Annotated in this window: 14 protein-coding genes; 9 read left to right on the top strand and 5 right to left on the bottom strand. The window is 44.7% G+C overall.

The window, feature by feature from the left end; genetic code table 11:
* Positions 1-162: 162 nt before the first annotated feature.
* The 3 genes from AB6E52_RS08175 to AB6E52_RS08165 are packed head-to-tail and all read right to left on the bottom strand — an operon-like array spanning position 163 to position 5263.
* Entirely contained in the window at positions 163-3270 is a 3108-nt protein-coding gene (locus AB6E52_RS08175) for an efflux RND transporter permease subunit (protein ID WP_102321199.1), read from the bottom strand.
* Positions 3267-4604 carry an efflux RND transporter periplasmic adaptor subunit gene (locus AB6E52_RS08170; RefSeq protein ID WP_102321200.1) on the bottom strand — a complete coding sequence of 446 codons (1338 nt, stop codon included), beginning with the start codon at positions 4602-4604 and terminating at the stop codon, positions 3267-3269. The genes AB6E52_RS08175 and AB6E52_RS08170 overlap by 4 nt, the downstream gene beginning before the upstream one ends.
* The gene (locus tag AB6E52_RS08165) at positions 4604-5263 is read right to left on the bottom strand and encodes a TetR/AcrR family transcriptional regulator (RefSeq protein ID WP_102321201.1); all 660 of its coding nucleotides are present in this window, start codon (positions 5261-5263) and stop codon (positions 4604-4606) included. Before AB6E52_RS08165 ends, AB6E52_RS08170 begins: the two co-directional genes overlap by 1 nt.
* Positions 5264-5831: 568 nt before the next feature.
* Between AB6E52_RS08165 and leuA the strand changes: the two genes are divergently transcribed.
* The 5 genes from leuA (at position 5832) to AB6E52_RS08140 (ending at position 11691) form a co-directional block, all read left to right on the top strand.
* On the top strand, positions 5832-7379 hold the full coding sequence (gene leuA, locus AB6E52_RS08160) for a 2-isopropylmalate synthase (protein ID WP_102321202.1): 1548 nt from the start codon (positions 5832-5834) through the stop codon (positions 7377-7379).
* A 98-nt stretch (positions 7380-7477) separates the two neighbouring features.
* Positions 7478-8569, top strand: coding sequence for a 3-isopropylmalate dehydrogenase (leuB, locus tag AB6E52_RS08155; RefSeq protein ID WP_017061390.1), 1092 nt, complete (start codon positions 7478-7480; stop codon positions 8567-8569).
* A 117-nt stretch (positions 8570-8686) separates the two neighbouring features.
* Complete coding sequence (gene leuC, locus AB6E52_RS08150) at positions 8687-10099, top strand: 3-isopropylmalate dehydratase large subunit (protein WP_017062936.1); 1413 nt, start codon at positions 8687-8689, stop codon at positions 10097-10099.
* Between the two features lie 14 nt (positions 10100-10113).
* Positions 10114-10716 (top strand): 3-isopropylmalate dehydratase small subunit, encoded by a 603-nt coding sequence (gene leuD / locus AB6E52_RS08145; protein WP_017062937.1) that lies wholly within the window; start codon positions 10114-10116, stop codon positions 10714-10716.
* Positions 10717-10908: 192 nt separating this feature from the next.
* A complete protein-coding gene (locus tag AB6E52_RS08140; RefSeq protein ID WP_102321203.1) occupies positions 10909-11691 on the top strand; it encodes a DUF547 domain-containing protein in 783 nt (260 codons plus the stop codon).
* Between the two features lie 95 nt (positions 11692-11786).
* Here AB6E52_RS08140 and AB6E52_RS08135 read toward each other — a convergent pair whose 3' ends face one another.
* Positions 11787-12332 carry a DUF924 family protein gene (locus AB6E52_RS08135; protein WP_017061386.1) on the bottom strand — a complete coding sequence of 182 codons (546 nt, stop codon included), beginning with the start codon at positions 12330-12332 and terminating at the stop codon, positions 11787-11789.
* Between the two features lie 57 nt (positions 12333-12389).
* On the bottom strand, positions 12390-13244 hold the full coding sequence (gene djlA, locus AB6E52_RS08130; protein ID WP_017061385.1) for a co-chaperone DjlA: 855 nt from the start codon (positions 13242-13244) through the stop codon (positions 12390-12392).
* A gap of 149 nt (positions 13245-13393) precedes the next feature.
* On the opposite strand from djlA, the gene lptD reads away from it, so the two are divergent.
* The 4 genes from lptD to rsmA are packed head-to-tail and all read left to right on the top strand — an operon-like array spanning position 13394 to position 18848.
* On the top strand, positions 13394-15715 hold the full coding sequence (gene lptD, locus AB6E52_RS08125; RefSeq protein ID WP_102321204.1) for an LPS assembly protein LptD: 2322 nt from the start codon (positions 13394-13396) through the stop codon (positions 15713-15715).
* Between the two features lie 43 nt (positions 15716-15758).
* Entirely contained in the window at positions 15759-17057 is a 1299-nt protein-coding gene (surA, locus tag AB6E52_RS08120) for a peptidylprolyl isomerase SurA (RefSeq protein ID WP_102321205.1), read from the top strand.
* Positions 17044-18036: a 4-hydroxythreonine-4-phosphate dehydrogenase PdxA gene (gene pdxA / locus AB6E52_RS08115; protein WP_102321206.1), complete on the top strand. Its 993-nt coding sequence runs from the start codon at positions 17044-17046 to the stop codon at positions 18034-18036. The genes surA and pdxA overlap by 14 nt, the downstream gene beginning before the upstream one ends.
* Positions 18033-18848: a 16S rRNA (adenine(1518)-N(6)/adenine(1519)-N(6))-dimethyltransferase RsmA gene (gene rsmA, locus AB6E52_RS08110; RefSeq protein WP_017062942.1), complete on the top strand. Its 816-nt coding sequence runs from the start codon at positions 18033-18035 to the stop codon at positions 18846-18848. The genes pdxA and rsmA overlap by 4 nt, the downstream gene beginning before the upstream one ends.
* The last annotated feature ends 40 nt before the right edge of the window (positions 18849-18888 follow it).

The raw sequence follows: 18888 nt of genomic DNA, 5'->3' as shown, positions 1-18888 counted from the left end.
ATAAAAATAAAGCGACCCAAGGCCGCTTTATTCTTCTATGTTTTCAATTCTTTATATAAGCAAGCAAACGCTACTTCTATCGTGTCAATGGTTATAGCGTTCGCTAATGATACTAGAGCTCGCTAATAATAGTAGAGCTCGCAAATAATTAAACGCTAAAGGCTATAGCGCTAGTGGCTCGTGCTTTTTAACCAAACCGAAATCCGCCAATATCGCGTAAGCAGCAGGGATCATAAACAGCACCAGTAAGGTCGAGGCAAATATGCCGAATACGATCGAAATAACCAATGGCTGGATAACCTGAGCCTGTAAGCTGGTTTCCGTCAACAGCGGTAGCAAACCTGCCGCAGTCGTCATTGAGGTCAAGAATACCGCTCGGAAACGCTCGCGACTGGCTTTCACCACCGAGTCATGCACGCTATCTCCCTCATCGACATGGTGACGAATGTACTGCACCAACAAGATGGAATCATTAACCACAATACCGGCAAGCGACACAAAGCCCATCATGCTTGGCATACTCAAAGAATGGCCAAGTATCCAGTGACCAACGACCACCCCAATAAAAGCGAGTGGAATCGCTAACATCACGACCACAGGCTCTAAATAGCTTCTGAACTGATAGCTAAGAATCGCAAACACGCCGAATAAGCCGAGCAAGAATCCTTTGCCCATCGAAGCGCCAGTCTTGGCTGCATCCTTGGCCTCCCCTTCGAAATCAAAGCGTAAACCCGGGTACTTCTGAATAAGTTTGGCGGCTTCATCTTTTTGGAACTGAGCCAAAATCGCGGATGAACTCGCTTTCTTATTATCAATATCACCAAAGATACTGATGGTTCTCAACCCATCGATACGTTGGATTCGCACATAGTTACGCTGAAAATCTAACGTTGCCAATGTTGCTAATGGAATCTGACTGCCGTCTGCAGTGATGATTGGGAAGTTAGCCAGCTGCTGTAAATCACCCGCTTGTTCTTTATCAAGACGAACTTCAATCGAGATATTCTCAACACCGATTTGAATCTCATCCGCTGTCTGACCAAAGAAAGCCGCACGTAATTGGGAAGCGATCATCTGTCCATTCACATTGTAGGTCTCAGCGCCCGGACGCAGCTTCACCAAAATCTCTTCTTTACCCATACGCATGTCATCCAGCACGCCGTGCACGCCATCAAACTGATTAAGGTATTCCTGAATATCCAAAGAAGCCGATTTCAATGCGCTCAGGTCATCATGCTTAGCACGAATCTCAATCGCACGGCCGCCCGGTCCCATGGTCGGTTGCTTGAAAACTAACGAGATAGGATCAGCCAAGTCACCGATGTCTTCTCGCCATGCATCAATAAAGTCATCAATAACCGTGTTACGGCTCTCAGCTCCGCGTAAGTCTAAGCGCACGGTAGCTAAGTGCGGACCAGATTCGTTGGCATCTGCGTTGGCATTAAATTGGCTAGTAATGTGCTCAACCAAGGTGTTGCCTTCTTCGACCTCTTCGCTCCACTGCGCATTTAAACGCTCGGCTGATGCTACAATCTTATCGACCACTATCTCGGTTTGAGACAGTGACGCCCCCGGCGGAAGAATGATACGCGCCTCGGCAATATCACCATCAAGCTCAGGGAAAGGTTGGAACTTAACAACGCCACCAGCAATCAAGGCTACCGAAAGCAACAGCAGGGTCAGCACTCCGCCCATAAAGGCGTAGCGGAATGTCACCACTTTCTCAACCATGTTCATCAAAGTGGTATTACGAAAGTTCTCAAACTTCTCTAACAACACAACTTTGAAGCGCAGCGCTGGCTTGTCATTCTTTTCTTTGTGTAATGAATGAGACAAGTGATTAGGCAGAATCAGGAAGGCTTCAATCAAGCTCAACGACAGCACCAAAATCAATACTTGAGGAACAGCCTTAAGCACCGCGCCCATCTCTCCATCGAGGAACAACAAGCTACCGAAAATACACACCGTAGTTAAGAAAGAAGATAAGACCCCGGGAAGCACTTTCTTAACGCCGTTGTACACCGCATCATCAACGTTTTGCCCCCGGTCTAAATGGGACGCTATCGATTCGGCAATCACGATGGCGTCATCCATCATGATACCAATCGCCATCAACAGTCCGACCAGCGACATAATGTTAATCGATAAACCTAAGTTCGCCATTAAGAATAAACCACCAAGGAAGGCAACCGGTAAGCCAGCCGCAACCCAGAATGAATAGCGTAAGCTGAAGAACAGCCACATGGTGGCAAATACCAGCACAATACCTTGCCAGCCATTGCGAACCATCATAGTAAGGCGATCCCAAAGTACCGACGAGAGATCGTTGGTCATTTGTAGTGTCACGCCATCAGGAGCAATAGCGCTTTGATCTTCAACGAATCGCGTCACGTTCTCTTTGATTCGTAACGCATCATCTTCTTTATTCTTACTGATTTTCAACAGAGCCGATGGCTTGCCATCAAACAACACCTTCTGTTCATCAAGCTCAAAGCGGTCGGTTATTTTTGCAATGTCCCTCAAACGGATCACAGAGCCATTGGGCGCAGATCCAACCACGATACTTTCCAGCTCAACAGGTGTAATTCGTCTTTCATCAAAACGAATCAGAAAATTCTTGTCTGGTGTTTCAACGTTACCGCTTGGCAGTTTTACATTCTGACGGCCAATCTGGTCTGCGATATCACCGACACTCAAACCCAGCTGGCGAATCGCTTGAGTATCCAGTTCAACGCGGTATTGATGATCAGAGAAGCCGCTAACATCGACCAGTGAAACATCATAATCAAGCTTCATGATACGCTTGAGGTCTTCAGCGTAGGCCTTAAGCTCCGGCCACGATGTTTCTGCTGTGATGGCGATATCAACAACCGGTTCATTCCAATCTAGCTCTTGAACAACAGGTGATTCAATCTCAGTCGGGAAGTCATTGATAGAGTTGATTTGAGTTTGTACATCCACCAGCATTCGGCCGATGTCCGCTTTTTCATTTAACTTTAGAATTAAACGAGCGCTGCCTTCGATGGCTTCACACTGAGTCTCTTCAATGTTGGCTAAGCCGTCTACTGCATCTTCCATTCGCACACACAAGCTCTCTTCCACTTCTTGTGGAGAGGCGCCGGGATAAACAATCGCAGCCATAATGTAAGGCGGATCGTAAGCGGGGAAGGTTTCACGTTTGATGGTTGATAGTGAGCTTATACCCAAGATCAACAACCCAAGCATCAACAAGTTTGCTGCTGTTGGGTGCCGAGAGAAAAACTTGATCATGACGCACTCTCCTGAGTATCTGATTCAAGCTCAGCCTCTTCAGAGTTGGACTCTCTCAGTAACATGCCTTCTATTGCTGGCAGGACATCATTGAGAACCAGTTTATCTCCAGTTTGTAGCTCGCCACTCACAACCACTTGATTGTCTCTGCGATAAAGCACTTCAACATTCACCACTTGCAAACGCTGATTGTCATCCATCAAGTAAACCTTATCACCATGCAGTGCTCGCTCTGGAACCACCCAACTTAGATTCGCTACACCTTCAATCTCGGCTTTGACAAACATACCATTAACCAACGGCGTTGCGCTGTCTGGCTGCAGTTGTGAATAGTCTTGAGCGATCTCGAGAATAATCCCCGCCGTCGCTTGGTTTTCATCAACCGTTTCGCTGATTCTTGCTACCTTCGCAGGCCAGCTAAGATTCAGGTTACCGCTGTTAAGTTGGATGCTTGCTTTGATTGGCGCTTCATAAGGATTAGGAATTCCTGCGGTATCGCGAGGGAACTGGTTAAAGCTGGAGGCTAAAGTTTGTATATCGTGAATAGAAAGTTGCGCCTCCACTTCCATGACATCAATCCCGTGAGCAATAAACATCTCTTGCTGAAGGTTAACCACTTGATTTTGCTCGATATAAACTTGAGCAACTCGCATCGCTCTTGGTAAAGTGACGGTAGTCTTATCGAGAGAGCGTTGCGCCTCTTTGACTTTAGATACATTGACCTTAATCACCGCTTGCGCAACACGTTTTTCGTCTGGCATTAATGCGATTTGGTTCGCGATATCTAATACCAACTTCTGTTGAGATAGCGCACTTTGTTTTTGTAGATCGACATCCGATTGAGAGGTGAGCCCTTTCTTACGCAGATCCTGTTTACGTTGTAACTCTTTATTACTGATCACTAAGCGATTCTTTTCGATCTTAAGAGTCTGATTAAGGTTGTCTTCTTCTTGATTCAATTTCGCTAATGAGGTTTGGCTTGATTTTAGATCCGCCTCTGCTTGTATCAGTTTCAATTCGTAATCCAATGGATCAACTTTGAGTACGACCGTTCCTGCAGGGATCACCTGCCCTTTTTCAAGATCTGGATGTCGATACACGATCTGTCCTGTCACCTCAGCAATCGCTTTCCATTCAACTTTAGGCACCACTTTGCCAAAGCCGACCGCTAACGGCGCTATCAGTTGTTGTTCTAGGCTCACTGTATCAACTAAGCGAGCTCTATCACCTGCAGGTTTGGTTGGAAGATCTGGCTTCAAGTTAATCGCGGCGACAAGGCCAATCACACCAACCGCAAGTGCTGGAAAGAAGAGTAGTTTTTTATTTATTTTCATTATCTTTGGTCCTGCACGGAAGAAGGGCTTGGCGTGTTTATAAAGCCTTCTGTCATCAATTGAATGTTGTGTTCGATTAAACGATTAAGGAATTCTTCATTAATCTCAATACCATGGATTGCTAATAGAGGGGGCGGTGCAATGAATGGAAATACCATCAAGCTTATATACGACACGCGGCAGAGCTTGGGATCCATCTCTTTTCTTAAGACACCTTGTGCCACCAACTTTTCAAAAATGACATCTTGGGCTGGCTTGGCCACATCGAGGAAAACCTTTTCGAGCAACTCTCTTTGCACTTCAGAGGGAGGCATATTCATTACTTGGGCAATCAAGCGTGGAAACTTGGGCACCTTGACCATCTCTTTGTAGTAAGTCCGCATTAAATCAAGAAAGTTCTCATGACTGCTTTCTTCAACCAACCTTTGCATCTGCAATTGCATCGGTCGTAGGGTTTCACGTAGCATCGCCTCAAACAATCCGGCTTTACTGCCAAAGTAATAGCGAATCATCGCAATATTCACACCCGCTCGCTCAGCAACTAAGCGAGTCGATACCTTGTCGTATGGTTGAACGACAAACAGATCTCGAGCGTGCTCAATGAGTAACTGCCGTACATCTAGATTCTGTTGAGGTCGCCCTGCTTTACGCGCTGCCATCACTGAGACCTATCCCTATAATTAATCACACGATTAATTATAGGGATAAATCGACATGGTTGTAGAAGATTAATTACTCACTATTTAATCAAATGATTAATTAATTTAGCCACCCTTTTAATTTTATTGGTGAATCGTTCCATCAAAAAGATTTACTACAAAGTTTTAACCTACACATCAGCCAAACGATAAACTAACCGCCCAGTACAAAACACTCAATCAGCTGATAACACCAGCAAACAACACGCAAGCAGCACAAACCAAAAAAAAACACCGCCAAAGCACGCTGATATTGGATTTTCTTGTTTGACGCTCAGAATAAATTGCGGTAAATATGGTGTTAACAGTTTATTTACGGATATTTGTGTAATGATTTTTTCTTCTTCTCGACTGCTGAAACTTCTCCTTATCGTGAACCAATCGCGCGGGTAAGTTGTGGGTCAAGAACTACACAAATATTAAAACCCGCGCTGAGCGGGTTTTTTTGTAACTGGCACTTTTAAAAGAACATCATTCTTAATAATAATTTGGATAGCAATCGATTCATTATCGATATAAGGAAGCACCCATGAACGATCAAGTGATAATTTTTGACACGACCTTACGTGATGGCGAGCAAGCGTTGGCTGCAAGCTTAACGGTAAAAGAGAAATTACAGATCGCTTATGCACTTGAACGACTGGGTGTAGATGTTATTGAAGCGGGCTTTCCGGTGTCATCACCAGGCGACTTTGAGTCAGTACAAACCATCGCAAAAAATATTAAAGATAGCCGTATCTGTGCGCTTTCTCGTGCTGTAGCGAAGGATATCGATGCCGCTGCAGAAGCGCTAAAAGTGGCTGAGCAGTTCCGTATTCATACCTTCATTTCTACATCGACGGTTCACGTTCAAGACAAATTACGCCGCAGCTACGACGATGTTGTCGAGATGGCAGTGAAAGCGGTAAAGCATGCGCGCAACTACACTGACGATGTTGAGTTCTCTTGTGAAGATGCCGGTCGTACACCTATCGACAACCTATGTCGTATGGTTGAAGCGGCAATCAACGCGGGCGCGAAAACCATCAACATTCCAGACACAGTGGGCTACACAGTACCTAACGAGTTTGGTGGCATTATCAAAACGCTATTTGATCGCGTACCCAACATCGACCAAGCGATCATCTCTGTTCACTGTCACGATGACTTAGGCATGTCGGTTGCTAACTCAATCGCAGCGGTACAAGCAGGTGCTCGCCAAGTTGAAGGTACCATTAACGGCATTGGTGAACGCGCGGGTAACTGTTCTTTAGAAGAGATCGCAATGATCATCAAGACTCGTCAAGAGTTATTAGGTGTTCATACCGGCCTAGATCACCAAGAGATCCACCGTACCAGTAAATTGGTGAGCCAGCTTTGCCACATGCCGATTCAAGACAACAAAGCAATCGTTGGTGCTAACGCATTCAGCCACTCTTCAGGTATCCACCAAGATGGCATGCTAAAGAACAAGAACACTTACGAGATCATGACACCTGAGTCTATTGGCTTGAAAAACAAAGCATTGAACCTAACAAGCCGCAGTGGTCGTGCAGCCGTTAAGAGTCACATGGACGCAATGGGCTACAAAGACAATGAGTACAACCTAGATTCATTGTACGAAGACTTTTTGAAACTGGCTGACCGTAAAGGCCAAGTATTCGATTACGACCTAGAAGCACTAATGCACTTCGCAAATCTACGTGACGAAGATGACTTCTATAAACTTAACTACCTAAGCGTACAATCTGGTAGTGTTATGTCAACCACCAGCATCAAGCTGCAATGTGGTGATGAAGAGAAATGCGAAGCGGCTGTCGGTAACGGCCCGGTTGATGCTTTATACCAATGTATCTACCGCTTAACGGGTTACGAAATTGCATTGGATAAATTCGACCTTACCGCGAAAGGTGAAGGCGAAGATGGCTTAGGCCAAGCTGATATTATTGCGAACTACAAAGGCCGCAAGTACCACGGTACAGGCGTTTCAACGGATATCGTTGAGGCCTCTGGTCAGGCGCTACTGCACGTTATTAATAGCATTCAACGCGCAGACACCATTGCTGAAATGAAACAGCAAAGAATCGCAACAATTTAAGCACCCAATAACAGAGCCCTAGAGCCGATGTTATTGGCTTTAGGGACAAAATTTAAAACGAGCTAAATAGCTCAGTAACAAAGAATTAAAGGATTAACATGACTGATAAATCATACAAAATTGCCGTACTACCTGGTGATGGCATTGGCCCAGAAGTAATGCAGCAAGCACACAAAGTGCTAGACGCGATTGAAAAGAAGCATGCGATTAGCTTTTCTCGTGAAGAGTATGATGTTGGTGGTATCGCAATTGATAACCACGGCTGTCCACTTCCAGAAGCAACAGTCACTGGCTGTGAAGAATCTGACGCAGTACTATTTGGCTCGGTTGGCGGCCCTAAGTGGGAACACCTTCCACCAAACGATCAACCAGAGCGTGGTGCCCTACTTCCTCTCCGTAAACACTTCCAACTGTTCTGTAACCTACGTCCTGCACAAATCCACAAAGGTCTAGAGTCTTTCTCGCCTTTACGTGCTGACATCTCAGGTAACGGTTTCGACATCGTGGTAGTCCGTGAGCTAACAGGCGGTATCTACTTCGGCCAACCTAAAGGCCGTGAAGGCGAAGGCGCAACTGAAAAAGCTTTTGATACAGAGGTTTACCACCGCTACGAAATCGAACGTATTGCAAAGATTGCGTTTGAATCTGCACGCCTACGTAACAAAAATGTTTACTCAATCGATAAAGCGAACGTTCTACAGAGCTCTATCCTATGGCGTGAAGTCGTTGAAGAGATCGCAAAAGATTACCCAGATGTAACGCTAAACCACATGTACATCGACAACGCGACCATGCAGCTAATCAAAGACCCATCTCAGTTTGACGTAATGCTATGTTCAAACATCTTCGGCGACATCATTTCTGATGAGTGCGCAATGATCACTGGCTCTATGGGTATGCTTCCTTCTGCAAGTTTAAATGAAAGCAACTTCGGCCTATACGAACCAGCAGGTGGCAGCGCACCAGATATCGCAGGTAAGAACATCGCAAACCCAGTCGCGCAAATCCTTTCTGCAGCCCTAATGCTTCGTTACAGCCTAGGCGAAGAAGCGGCAGCACAAGACATCGAAGCAGCGGTTTCTAAAGCACTTTCTGCAGGCGAGCTAACGGCAGACCTTGCTGGCAAAAACCAAGCGCTGACTACCTCTGAAATGGGTGACAAGATCGCTGAGTACATCTTAGCTTCATAAGCTAAAGGCTCCGATTAGAAGCAAGTACATAAGAATAATATCAAGCCAAGTCAGCGTAAACCGCATGACTTGGCTCGAAACAAACACTGGGACTGATGCTCCCAAGGAAGAAAAGCTATGTCGACAAACCAGCACGCAAAAACCTTATACGAAAAAGTTTATGATGCTCACGTTGCGGTTGCAGCGAAGGGCGAAACACCAATTCTTTATATCGATCGTCACTTAGTTCACGAAGTAACGTCACCTCAAGCATTTGATGGCTTGCGTGAGAAAGGCCGCAAAGTTCGCCAAGTTGGCAAGACTTTCGCGACCATGGATCACAACGTATCGACACAAACTAAAGACATCAACGCTTCTGGTGAGATGGCTCGTATCCAAATGGAAACGCTATCGAAGAACTGTGAAGAGTTTGGTGTCACGCTTTACGATCTAAACCACAAATACCAAGGTATTGTGCACGTAATGGGTCCTGAGCTAGGTATTACGCTACCGGGCATGACCATCGTATGTGGTGACTCGCACACGGCTACACACGGTGCATTTGGTTCATTAGCATTCGGTATCGGTACTTCAGAAGTAGAGCATGTTCTAGCGACTCAAACGCTAAAACAAGCGCGCGCTAAAACCATGAAGATCGAAGTAAAAGGCAAGGTTACTCCTGGCATCACTGCAAAAGACATCGTGCTAGCGATCATCGGTAAAACAACGGCTGCTGGCGGTACTGGCTACGTAGTTGAATTCTGTGGTGAGGCAATTACCGACCTTACGATGGAAGGTCGTATGACAGTATGTAACATGGCAATCGAGCTTGGCGCTAAAGCAGGCTTAATCGCTCCAGATGCAACGACATACGAGTACATCAAAGGTCGTAAGTTCTCTCCAGAAGGCGAAGACCTAGAAGCAGCAATCGAATACTGGGATACGTTAAAAACCGATGCTGATGCAGAATTCGATGCAGTTGTTACATTAGAAGCGGCAGACATCAAACCACAAGTCACTTGGGGTACCAACCCAGGTCAGGTTATCTCAGTAGACACACCAATCCCTGCACCAGAAAGCTTCGCAGACCCTGTAGAAAAAGCATCAGCTGAAAAAGCGCTGGCTTACATGGGTCTTGAAGCCGGTAAATCTCTATCTGATTACAACGTAGATAAAGTGTTCGTGGGTTCTTGTACTAACTCTCGTATCGAAGACATGCGTGCAGCAGCAGCGGTAGCGAAAGGTCGTCAAGTAGCGAAACATGTTCAAGCGCTTATCGTTCCGGGTTCAGAGCAAGTTAAAGCACAAGCTGAAGCTGAAGGCCTAGATAAGATCTTCATCGAAGCCGGCTTTGAATGGCGCTTACCAGGCTGTTCTATGTGTCTTGCAATGAACAACGACCGTCTAGGTCCACAAGAGCGCTGTGCTTCTACATCAAACCGTAACTTTGAAGGTCGCCAAGGCCGTGATGGTCGTACGCACCTAGTTAGCCCAGCAATGGCAGCCGCAGCGGCTATCGCTGGTCACTTTGTCGATATTCGTGAACTTTAATTAGAGGATTTAACATGTCAGGTTTTCAACAACACACCGGATTAGTCGTTCCTCTAGATACGGCCAACATCGATACTGATGCGATCATTCCAAAGCAGTTTCTACAGAAAGTAAACCGCATCGGTTTTGGTAAGCACTTGTTCCACGATTGGCGCTTCCTAGACGATGCAGGCCAACAGCCAAACCCTGATTTTGTAATGAACGAAGCTCGCTACCAAGGCGCTTCAATTCTTTTAGCTCGTGAAAACTTCGGTTGTGGTTCATCTCGTGAACACGCACCGTGGGCGCTTGCCGATTACGGTATCCAAGTAATGATCGCACCAAGCTTTGCCGACATTTTCTACGGTAACTCGATCAACAACCAAATGGTGCCAGTTCGATTGACTGAGCAAGAAGTGGATGAGCTATTCCAATTCGTTGAAGCGAATGAAGGTGCAGAAATTACGGTTGATCTAGAAGCAATGAAAGTCAGCGCGAACGGCAAAGAGTACTCGTTTGAAATTGATGAGTTCCGTCGTCACTGCTTACTGAATGGCCTAGATAACATCGGCCTAACACTTCAACACGCCGATAAGATTTCAGAGTTTGAAGCTAAGATTCCTAGCTTCCTAAAATAAGAAGTCTTGAAATAGAATCGCACTGTTTTGTGTACACATAAAAGGTTGGCCTAATGCCAACCTTTTTTATTTGGCTGAGTTTTTAGCTTAACTTAATGTGTTTATTAAGCTCTGCTCTGTTATTTAACTGAAGAGCCATGAAAGAAAATCGCAAAGCATAAGGTCTTAGTAGTCAGTCATCAGGAGAATGCCATGAAACAACTACTCGTTATTATCAGCCTACTTTTCTCAACCTTAGCTTGGTCTGCGCCTAAGTCCGATCTTTGGCCATACTGGAACCAAAGCGACGAAACCAAACTAGAACAGGTATCTCATCAAGATTGGCAGCAATTCCTCGATAGCTACTTGGTTAAACAGGGGCAAAATACGTTAGTTCGCTATAAAGCAGTGAACACCGCCGATAAAACAAAGCTTAAACAATACATCAAGCAACTCGAACAGGTGAATCCGCTCGACTATTCAAAAGCGGAGCAGTATGCCTATTGGGTTAACCTATACAACGCCGTGACTGTCGATTTGATTCTTGATGCCTACCCGATCAAATCCATAACTAAACTTGGCGGACTATTTAGTTTCGGTCCGTGGGGAGATGATGTGGTAGTCGTTAATGGGAAATCACTGACACTCAATGACATTGAACACCGAATCCTAAGACCAATTTGGCAAGATCCTCGCACGCATTATGCAGTGAACTGTGCCAGCCTAGGTTGCCCTAACTTACAACCTGACGCTTTTACCTCTAAAAATACTGAAGCCTTGCTAGAGCAAGCTGCAACTGAGTTTGTAAGCAGTGACAAAGGCGTGATGGTTACAAACAATAAGCTTCAACTATCATCGATTTACGAATGGTTTGCTGTGGATTTTGGTACGAAGAAACAGCTTATTCAGCACTTAGAACAATATCGAATTGAAGCAGTAACCAATACTCAAAACATCAGTTATGAATACGATTGGTCGCTCAACCAAGCAAACTAGCTCTAAGGCTAAAGTTGATCACTAAAGTAAAAAAGAGGCGAGAGGTTTTTATTAACCTCTAGCCTCTTCTCAATTCTTTGACCGTATTTCTACAATTAAAAGCTTGAGCCCGGTTGCTGCAAGAACTCAATCTCTTCGGGAGTCGAAGCTCGCCCTAACACCTCATTACGGTGCGGATAGCGACCAAATCGCTCAATGATAACCTTGTGCTTAAACTCAAAGTCCAGATTATGCTCTAATCCCGTTTGAGAAAAGAGTTCCACGGCTTGTTCATGGACTAACAAAGATTCACTGTGCATATAAGGCATATACAGGAAGCTTTTCTGTTGCTCGTTAAGCTGGTGATCAAAACCACCCGCTACCGCCTCTTGGGCTAGAGCCAACGCCATCGGATCAGCAGAAAATGCTGTCGGACTTTTTCTACCAATATTTCGAGAAAACTGATCAAGTACGATAATCTCAGCCAATCGTCCTTGCGCAGTTTGGCGCCACTCAAATAGCTCGCCTTGAATGGCTGCTTTATGCAATTCAGAAAATCGAGACTCTATCAAAGTGTCAATCTCGGCGCCGCCAGTAAACCAATCTTTAGGCGTCAACTCATCGAACCAAAACTCTAGAACATCCTGATACGTTACCGTCATATAATTCCCTTTAATAAAAAACCGAGTAACTTTGTTATTACTCGGTTTAGTGTTCAATTACTTAAAACCTTTTACTTTCTTTATCAGGTCATAAGCATTCTGAATTTCTTGCGATTTCTCTTTCGCAACATTCATCATCTCAGGCGGTAAGCCCTTCGCCATCAGTTTATCTGGGTGATGTTCATTCATCAGCTTGCGGTAGGCTTTCTTCACCTCTTTACCGTCAGCACTTTCACTCACACCAAGAACCTTATATGCGTCGCCAAGTTGGTTCTGTTGCGAAGCCTGTTGCCAACCTGATGATTGCCCATGACCCTGATGGCCACCAAAGCTTCCACCTTGCTGTTGGAAACGGAACGCAGCTTCTTGCATCTGCAAGCGGCGTTCTAGTTGTGCTGCCGAAAACCCAAGCCCTTGCGCTATTTTATGCAGAACTTGACGTTCACTCGGGTGCAAACTTCCATCCGCAAATGCGGCAGATACCTGAAGCTCTAGAAAGAACTGCAGAAGATCAAAACGACCACCCGATGAGATTTTAACTCGCTCAAGTACGTCGTTCAGAGGGAAGTCGCTCTCTTTGCCGTCACGGAATGCATCTTGCGCTGCTTTACGCTGTTCGCCATGCAGGTTCATACGCTCCATCATGGTAGAAGCGAGTTGAATCTCTTCTGGCGTTACCTGCCCTTTCGCTTTAGCAACGTGCCCCATAACCGCAAAAGCGGATTTAAAAAACTCGTTCTGTCTTTCTGCTTGGCTTGGACCTCGACCAAAACCAGAGCTATTGAAGCCTGATTGGTTCAATCCGCGAGCTTTATCGAATTGGTGTCCTAAAAACAGACCAAAAACTAAACCGAGTGGCCCTCCAAATAAAAAGCCAAAAAACGCGCCCAAAATTTTGCCAAATATTTGCATTATGTGTTCTCTATCTATGAATTTTATCTGAGTAATGCTGTCTGATGATGCTGAATGCTATTATTTCCTTTATCATAAGGAAAATGCTTTATTAATTGGATTGATACTAGATCAACCCTTCATCTAGTGACACAGGATAGTTCAACTTCATGCAATCTTTTTCCCGCACCTTGTTAGCCGCGTCTATAAGTACGGCGTTATACGTGTCGACAACTCAAGCTGAAACAATCACCGATAGTAGTGTGCAGGAAATGCCCTCTATAGATCAATGCTTGATCGAGCCCGCTGCAGAAAACGAGACACAGCTACCCGCTCATGTTGAGTCAGATCGCTTAGAAGCTATCAATGGTGACAAAGCAATATATTCAGGTGACGTAGTCGTTACGCAAGGGAACAAGACCATCCTTGCCGATAACGTAACCCTGCACCAACAAGAAAATATCGTTGTAGCTGAAGGCAACGTAAACTTTAGTGATGGTCAAATCAAATCTATCTCAGACAGAGCGACCAATAATCTGACTACAGATGAAATGACGCTTGAGAACACCGATTACGAATTCCTTTGCGAGCCCGGTCGCGGAGATGCTGTTTATATAGCAAAAACAGGTAAAGCGGTTTATGAGATTGAAGATGGCTCCATTACCTCTTGCCCTATCGGCGATAATGCTTGGCGTCTAAGAGCATCGAGCATCAGTGTCGACCAAGACGAAGAACAAGCCACTTTTTATAATCCACGTTTTGAAATCCAAAGTGTTCCCGTCTTTTACTTACCTTACTTAACAGTACCGGTGGGTGATACACGTAAAACCGGTTTCTTGTACCCAACAGTTTCGTATGGTTCAAGCGATGGTTTTGAAGCTGAAATTCCTGTTTATTGGAACTTAGCACCAGACTACGATTTGGAAACTACCTTCAAGTACATGCAAGAGCGTGGCACTCAACTCAACAGTAAATTCAGATATTTAAGCGATTTTGGTTCCGGTAGTATCGAGTCTGAATATTTACCAGACGATCAAAAGTACACTGATCTAGGCGATCGTTGGGGTTTCCAACTAGAACATTCAGGAATATTCCAACAATCTTGGTTATTCGAAATTGATTACTCTAAAGTCAGTGATATTGACTACTTTTCGGACATGAGCTCAAATATCGGTAACCGTGAAGATGGACAACTGCTTCAAGAAGGGCAAGCAACATACCGTTCTCAAAATTGGGATGCGTCTGTACTTGTTCGAGACTTCCAAGTTCTTACCACCAGCAATAACTTGCCTTATCGTCTAATGCCACAACTCGAGTATAACTACTATGCTCCAGAGGTAATGGATTACCTAGATTTTGACTTAATCAGTCATATATCAATGTTCGATACCGACGCATCAGGCAAACCATCAGCCACTCGTGTTCACGTTGAACCTGGTATTACAATCCCAGTAGGTAACACTTGGGGCACTTGGACAACCGAAGCACGATTACTTGGTACATACTACCAACAGGATCTGAATGACATTGATAGTGAGTATGAAGATTTAGAGGAATCAGTAACACGTGTAATACCTGAGTTTAGAAGCCACGCAGGTATCGTTCTTGAACGTGATACAAAAATTGTAGGTAATTACACTCAAACACTCGAACCTCAAGTTCAGTACCTTTACGTGCCAGAAGAAGATCAAAGCGAAATTGGCCTTTACGATACAACACTACTACAGACTGATTACTATGGCTTATTCAGAAGCCGCAAATACAGTGGTGTAGACCGCATTGCGTCAGCAAATCAAATTAGCTATGGCGCATCATCTCGCTTTTTTGATGATGAGTACCGAGAGCGCTTAAACATATCTTTTGGTCAAATTTTCTATTTTGATAAAGATACAAAACAGACTTTAGACAACGACGACTCTAATAAGAAAACTAATTATTCGTCTTGGGCTATTGAAATGGATTTCAACTACGATGATTACCTTTTCTACCATGGCGGTGTGCAATACGACATTGATTCATCTTCGATGCAACTTGCTAACAGTACCATTGAGTACCGTTTTGCCGGCGGCTATATACAAACCAACTACCGCTATGTAACAGAAGAGTACATAAATGAAACTGTAGATTTTGACGTATCATCCATAACTAGAGATGGTATCTCACAAGCAGGCTTACTTGGTGCTTACCAGATTTCGCGGAAGTGGAATGCCAGTGCTCAATATTTCTATGATTTAACCACACAAGAAAATCTAGAATGGTTGGCTCGCTTGAACTATAAATCGGATTGTTGGTATATCGGATTTACGTATAGTAACCAGCTGACAAATAACATTAGTGATCCAAATGTCACGCCTGAATATGAAAATAACTTTGGTGTGAATTTCGGTATTATCGGCTTTGGTACTAACTTAGGCTCTGATTCAGGCGCTGTTGGGGATAGCAGTTCTGATAACTCATTGAGCTACGGTCGCCCATTCTTCTTAAACAACTAATTTTCTTTACTGATAAGAAATCAGTAAATTTAAAGGATTACACATGACATTGTGGAAACGCACATTAATTGCTATTGCAGCGACTTGTACTTTATCAACAAGCTTTGCAGCACCGGTTGAGCTAGACAGCGTAAAAGTTATCGTTAACGAAGGCGTTATCTTACAAAGCGACATCGATGCTTCGATGAAGACGCTGCGCGCAAACGCTAAGAAAAGCGGTCAAACATTGCCATCGCAAGATGTGCTCAATGAGCAAGTGCTCGAAAAACTGATCATCGATACTATTCAAACTCAAGAAGCGGAACGTATTGGCGTTCGTATTGATGATGCTAGACTCGATCAAGCAATCGAAGGCATCGCGAAAGACAACAATCAAACGGTTGAACAGCTTACCGCATCGGTTGCGGAAGAAGGCCTTAGCTACAATGCATTTCGTGAGCAAGTAAGAAAAGAGATTGCAGCAAGTGAAGCTCGTAACGCCTTAGTTCGTCGTCGTATCAATATTCTTCCTGCGGAAGTCGATAACCTAGCGGATATCTTAGCGCAAGAGACTAACGCGACCGTTCAATATAAAATTGGCCACATTCAACTGCGCTTTAATGATGACCAAACCAAAGAAGAGTTAGAAGCTCAAGCTACTGAACTGGTTGAAGAACTGAACTCAGGCAAAGATTTCAGCACCATGGCTTATACTTACTCTAAGGGCCCTAAAGCACTGCAAGGTGGTGATTGGGGTTGGATGCGTAAAGAAGAAATGCCAACCATCTTTGCTGATCAAATCAAAATGCAAAATATAGGCAGCATCATCGGTCCTTTCAGAAGTGGCGTTGGTTTCCATATTCTAAAAATTGAAGATGTGAAAGGCTTAGAAACCGTAGCAGTAACGGAAGTGAATGCTCGTCATATCCTGATTAAGCCAACCGTAATCTTGAGTGATGATGGCGCGAAGGAACAACTTGAAGAGATCACGCGCCGCGTAAACGCAGGGGAAGCGAGCTTTGGTGACCTTGCACAGCAATACAGCCAAGATCCAGGTTCTGCAGTACAAGATGGTGAGCTAGGCTACCAAACACCAGATTTGTATGTACCAGAATTCAAACACCAAGTAGAAACGCTACCAGAAGGCAAAATCAGTGCGCCATTCAAAACCGTACACGGTTGGCACATTGTTGAAGTACTAGACCGTCGCGAAGTCGACCGTACCGATTCAGCTTTGAAAAACAAAGCTTACCAAATTCTATTTAACCGTAAATTCAACGAAGAAGCTGGTGCTTGGCTACAAGAAGTAAGAGCAAGTGCCTTTGTTGAGATGGTTGAGGACGACCAAGATGACAATAACTAAACGTATTGTCATAACCGCAGGTGAACCAGCAGGGATAGGCCCAGATTTAACTTTGGCTCTATCTCAAGAAAGTTGGCCTCATCAACTCGTGGTTTGTGCTGATAAAACACTGCTATCCGAGCGAGCTAAAATTCTTGGTATCGAAGTCGATCTGCTAGATTATGACGCAAACGCAACTAAGCAACCGCAACGTGCTGGCACACTGGTAGTGAAACACGTTCCACTTGCTGAAACGGCAGTTGCAGGTCAACTCAATGAGGCTAATGGTCATTACGTATTAAATACTTTAGAAACCGCAGCAATTGGCTGTATGAATGATGAATTTGATGCTATTGTCACCGGCCCCGTTCACAAGGGTGTAATTAACCGAGCTGGCGTTGCTTTTAGCGGCCATACCGAGTTCTTTGCAGAGAAGTCCAATACACCACTGGTGGTGATGATGTTGGCAACAGAAGGGCTGCGTGTTGCGCTAGTAACAACGCACATCCCACTAGCTTATGTATCTCAAGCAGTGACCGAAGACAGATTAGAGCAAATTATTGCTATTCTGAATAAAGATTTGGTTGAGAAATTTGCTATTGAGAAACCAACTATCTACGTATGTGGCTTGAATCCACATGCTGGTGAAGATGGTTGTTTAGGGCGTGAAGAGATTGAAACTATCACCCCGACGCTAGAAAAAATTCGCCAAGAAGATGGCATCAATTTAGTTGGCCCATTGCCAGCAGACACCATCTTTAATGAAAAATATTTGCAAAATGCAGATGCTGTTTTAGGTATGTATCACGACCAAGTACTCCCGGTATTGAAATACAAAGGGTTTGGTCGCTCAGTGAACATCACGCTTGGCTTACCGTTTATTCGCACATCAGTCGACCACGGTACCGCCTTAGACTTGGCAGGGAAAGGCCAAGCCGATACAGGGAGCTTTAGAACAGCGCTCACGCACGCCATTGAATTAGTAGAGAAAAAGCAATGAGAAATGATGTCCACTTAGGGCACAAAGCGCGTAAACGTTTTGGTCAAAACTTCCTTAACGATCCATACATTATTGATGGCATCGTATCGAGTATTAACCCACTACCAGGTCAAAACTTGGTAGAGATCGGTCCTGGTCTAGGCGCAATTACTGAGCCTGTGGGTAAGCTTGTCGATAAATTTACTGTTATCGAATTGGATAGAGACCTTGCAGAACGTCTTCGTAACCATCCAGATCTGGCTGATAAGCTAACGATCCGTGAAGGTGATGCGATGAAGTTCGACTTCCAAGAACTGGTTAAGCCAAACAATAAGCTACGTATCTTCGGTAACTTGCCATACAACATCTCTACACCATTGATGTTCCACCTTTTTGAATTCCATAAAGACGTGCAAGACATGCACTTTATGCTTCAAAAAGAAGTGGTTAACCGTCTAGCTGCTGGCCCTGGCAGCAAAGCTTACGGTCGCCTTACTGTAATGGCTCAATACTACTGTAAAGTGACGCCAGTACTAGAAGTGCCACCAACGGCCTTCGTTCCGCCACCGAAAGTAGACTCAGCAGTCGTTCGCCTACAGCCATACGAAGTGCTGCCTTACCCGGCAAAAGATCTGAAATGGCTAGATCGCGTCTGTCGTGAAGGCTTTAACCAGCGTCGTAAAACAGTTCGTAACTGCTACAAGAGCTTAATCGATAAGGAAGTGCTTGAAGAGCTAGGTATCAACCCAAGCATGCGTCCTGAGAACTTAACGCTCGAGCAGTTTGTCGACATGGCAAACTGGTTGTACGACAGTCATAACGCTGACAAATAAATAAAAAAGGCTCCTACACTTCGGTTAGGAGCCTTTTTTA

Source organism: Vibrio sp. 10N.247.311.13, assembly GCF_041467595.1.
GTDB classification, from domain to species: Bacteria; Pseudomonadota; Gammaproteobacteria; order Enterobacterales; family Vibrionaceae; genus Vibrio; species Vibrio crassostreae_C.
Note: the sequence above shows the minus strand (reverse complement) of the source record. Positions and strands in the feature narration are given on the sequence as shown.

Excerpts from the sequence above, each read along its gene's own strand:
- AB6E52_RS08175 (WP_102321199.1), bottom strand. The coding sequence starts at position 3,270 with ATGATCAAGTTTTTCTCTCGGCACCCAACAGCAGCAAACTTGTTGATG.
- AB6E52_RS08170 (WP_102321200.1), bottom strand. The coding sequence starts at position 4,604 with ATGAAAATAAATAAAAAACTACTCTTCTTTCCAGCACTTGCGGTTGGT.
- AB6E52_RS08165 (WP_102321201.1), bottom strand. The coding sequence starts at position 5,263 with ATGGCAGCGCGTAAAGCAGGGCGACCTCAACAGAATCTAGATGTACGG.
- leuA (WP_102321202.1), top strand. The coding sequence starts at position 5,832 with ATGAACGATCAAGTGATAATTTTTGACACGACCTTACGTGATGGCGAG.
- leuB (WP_017061390.1), top strand. The coding sequence starts at position 7,478 with ATGACTGATAAATCATACAAAATTGCCGTACTACCTGGTGATGGCATT.
- leuC (WP_017062936.1), top strand. The coding sequence starts at position 8,687 with ATGTCGACAAACCAGCACGCAAAAACCTTATACGAAAAAGTTTATGAT.
- leuD (WP_017062937.1), top strand. The coding sequence starts at position 10,114 with ATGTCAGGTTTTCAACAACACACCGGATTAGTCGTTCCTCTAGATACG.
- AB6E52_RS08140 (WP_102321203.1), top strand. The coding sequence starts at position 10,909 with ATGAAACAACTACTCGTTATTATCAGCCTACTTTTCTCAACCTTAGCT.
- AB6E52_RS08135 (WP_017061386.1), bottom strand. The coding sequence starts at position 12,332 with ATGACGGTAACGTATCAGGATGTTCTAGAGTTTTGGTTCGATGAGTTG.
- djlA (WP_017061385.1), bottom strand. The coding sequence starts at position 13,244 with ATGCAAATATTTGGCAAAATTTTGGGCGCGTTTTTTGGCTTTTTATTT.
- lptD (WP_102321204.1), top strand. The coding sequence starts at position 13,394 with ATGCAATCTTTTTCCCGCACCTTGTTAGCCGCGTCTATAAGTACGGCG.
- surA (WP_102321205.1), top strand. The coding sequence starts at position 15,759 with ATGACATTGTGGAAACGCACATTAATTGCTATTGCAGCGACTTGTACT.
- pdxA (WP_102321206.1), top strand. The coding sequence starts at position 17,044 with ATGACAATAACTAAACGTATTGTCATAACCGCAGGTGAACCAGCAGGG.
- rsmA (WP_017062942.1), top strand. The coding sequence starts at position 18,033 with ATGAGAAATGATGTCCACTTAGGGCACAAAGCGCGTAAACGTTTTGGT.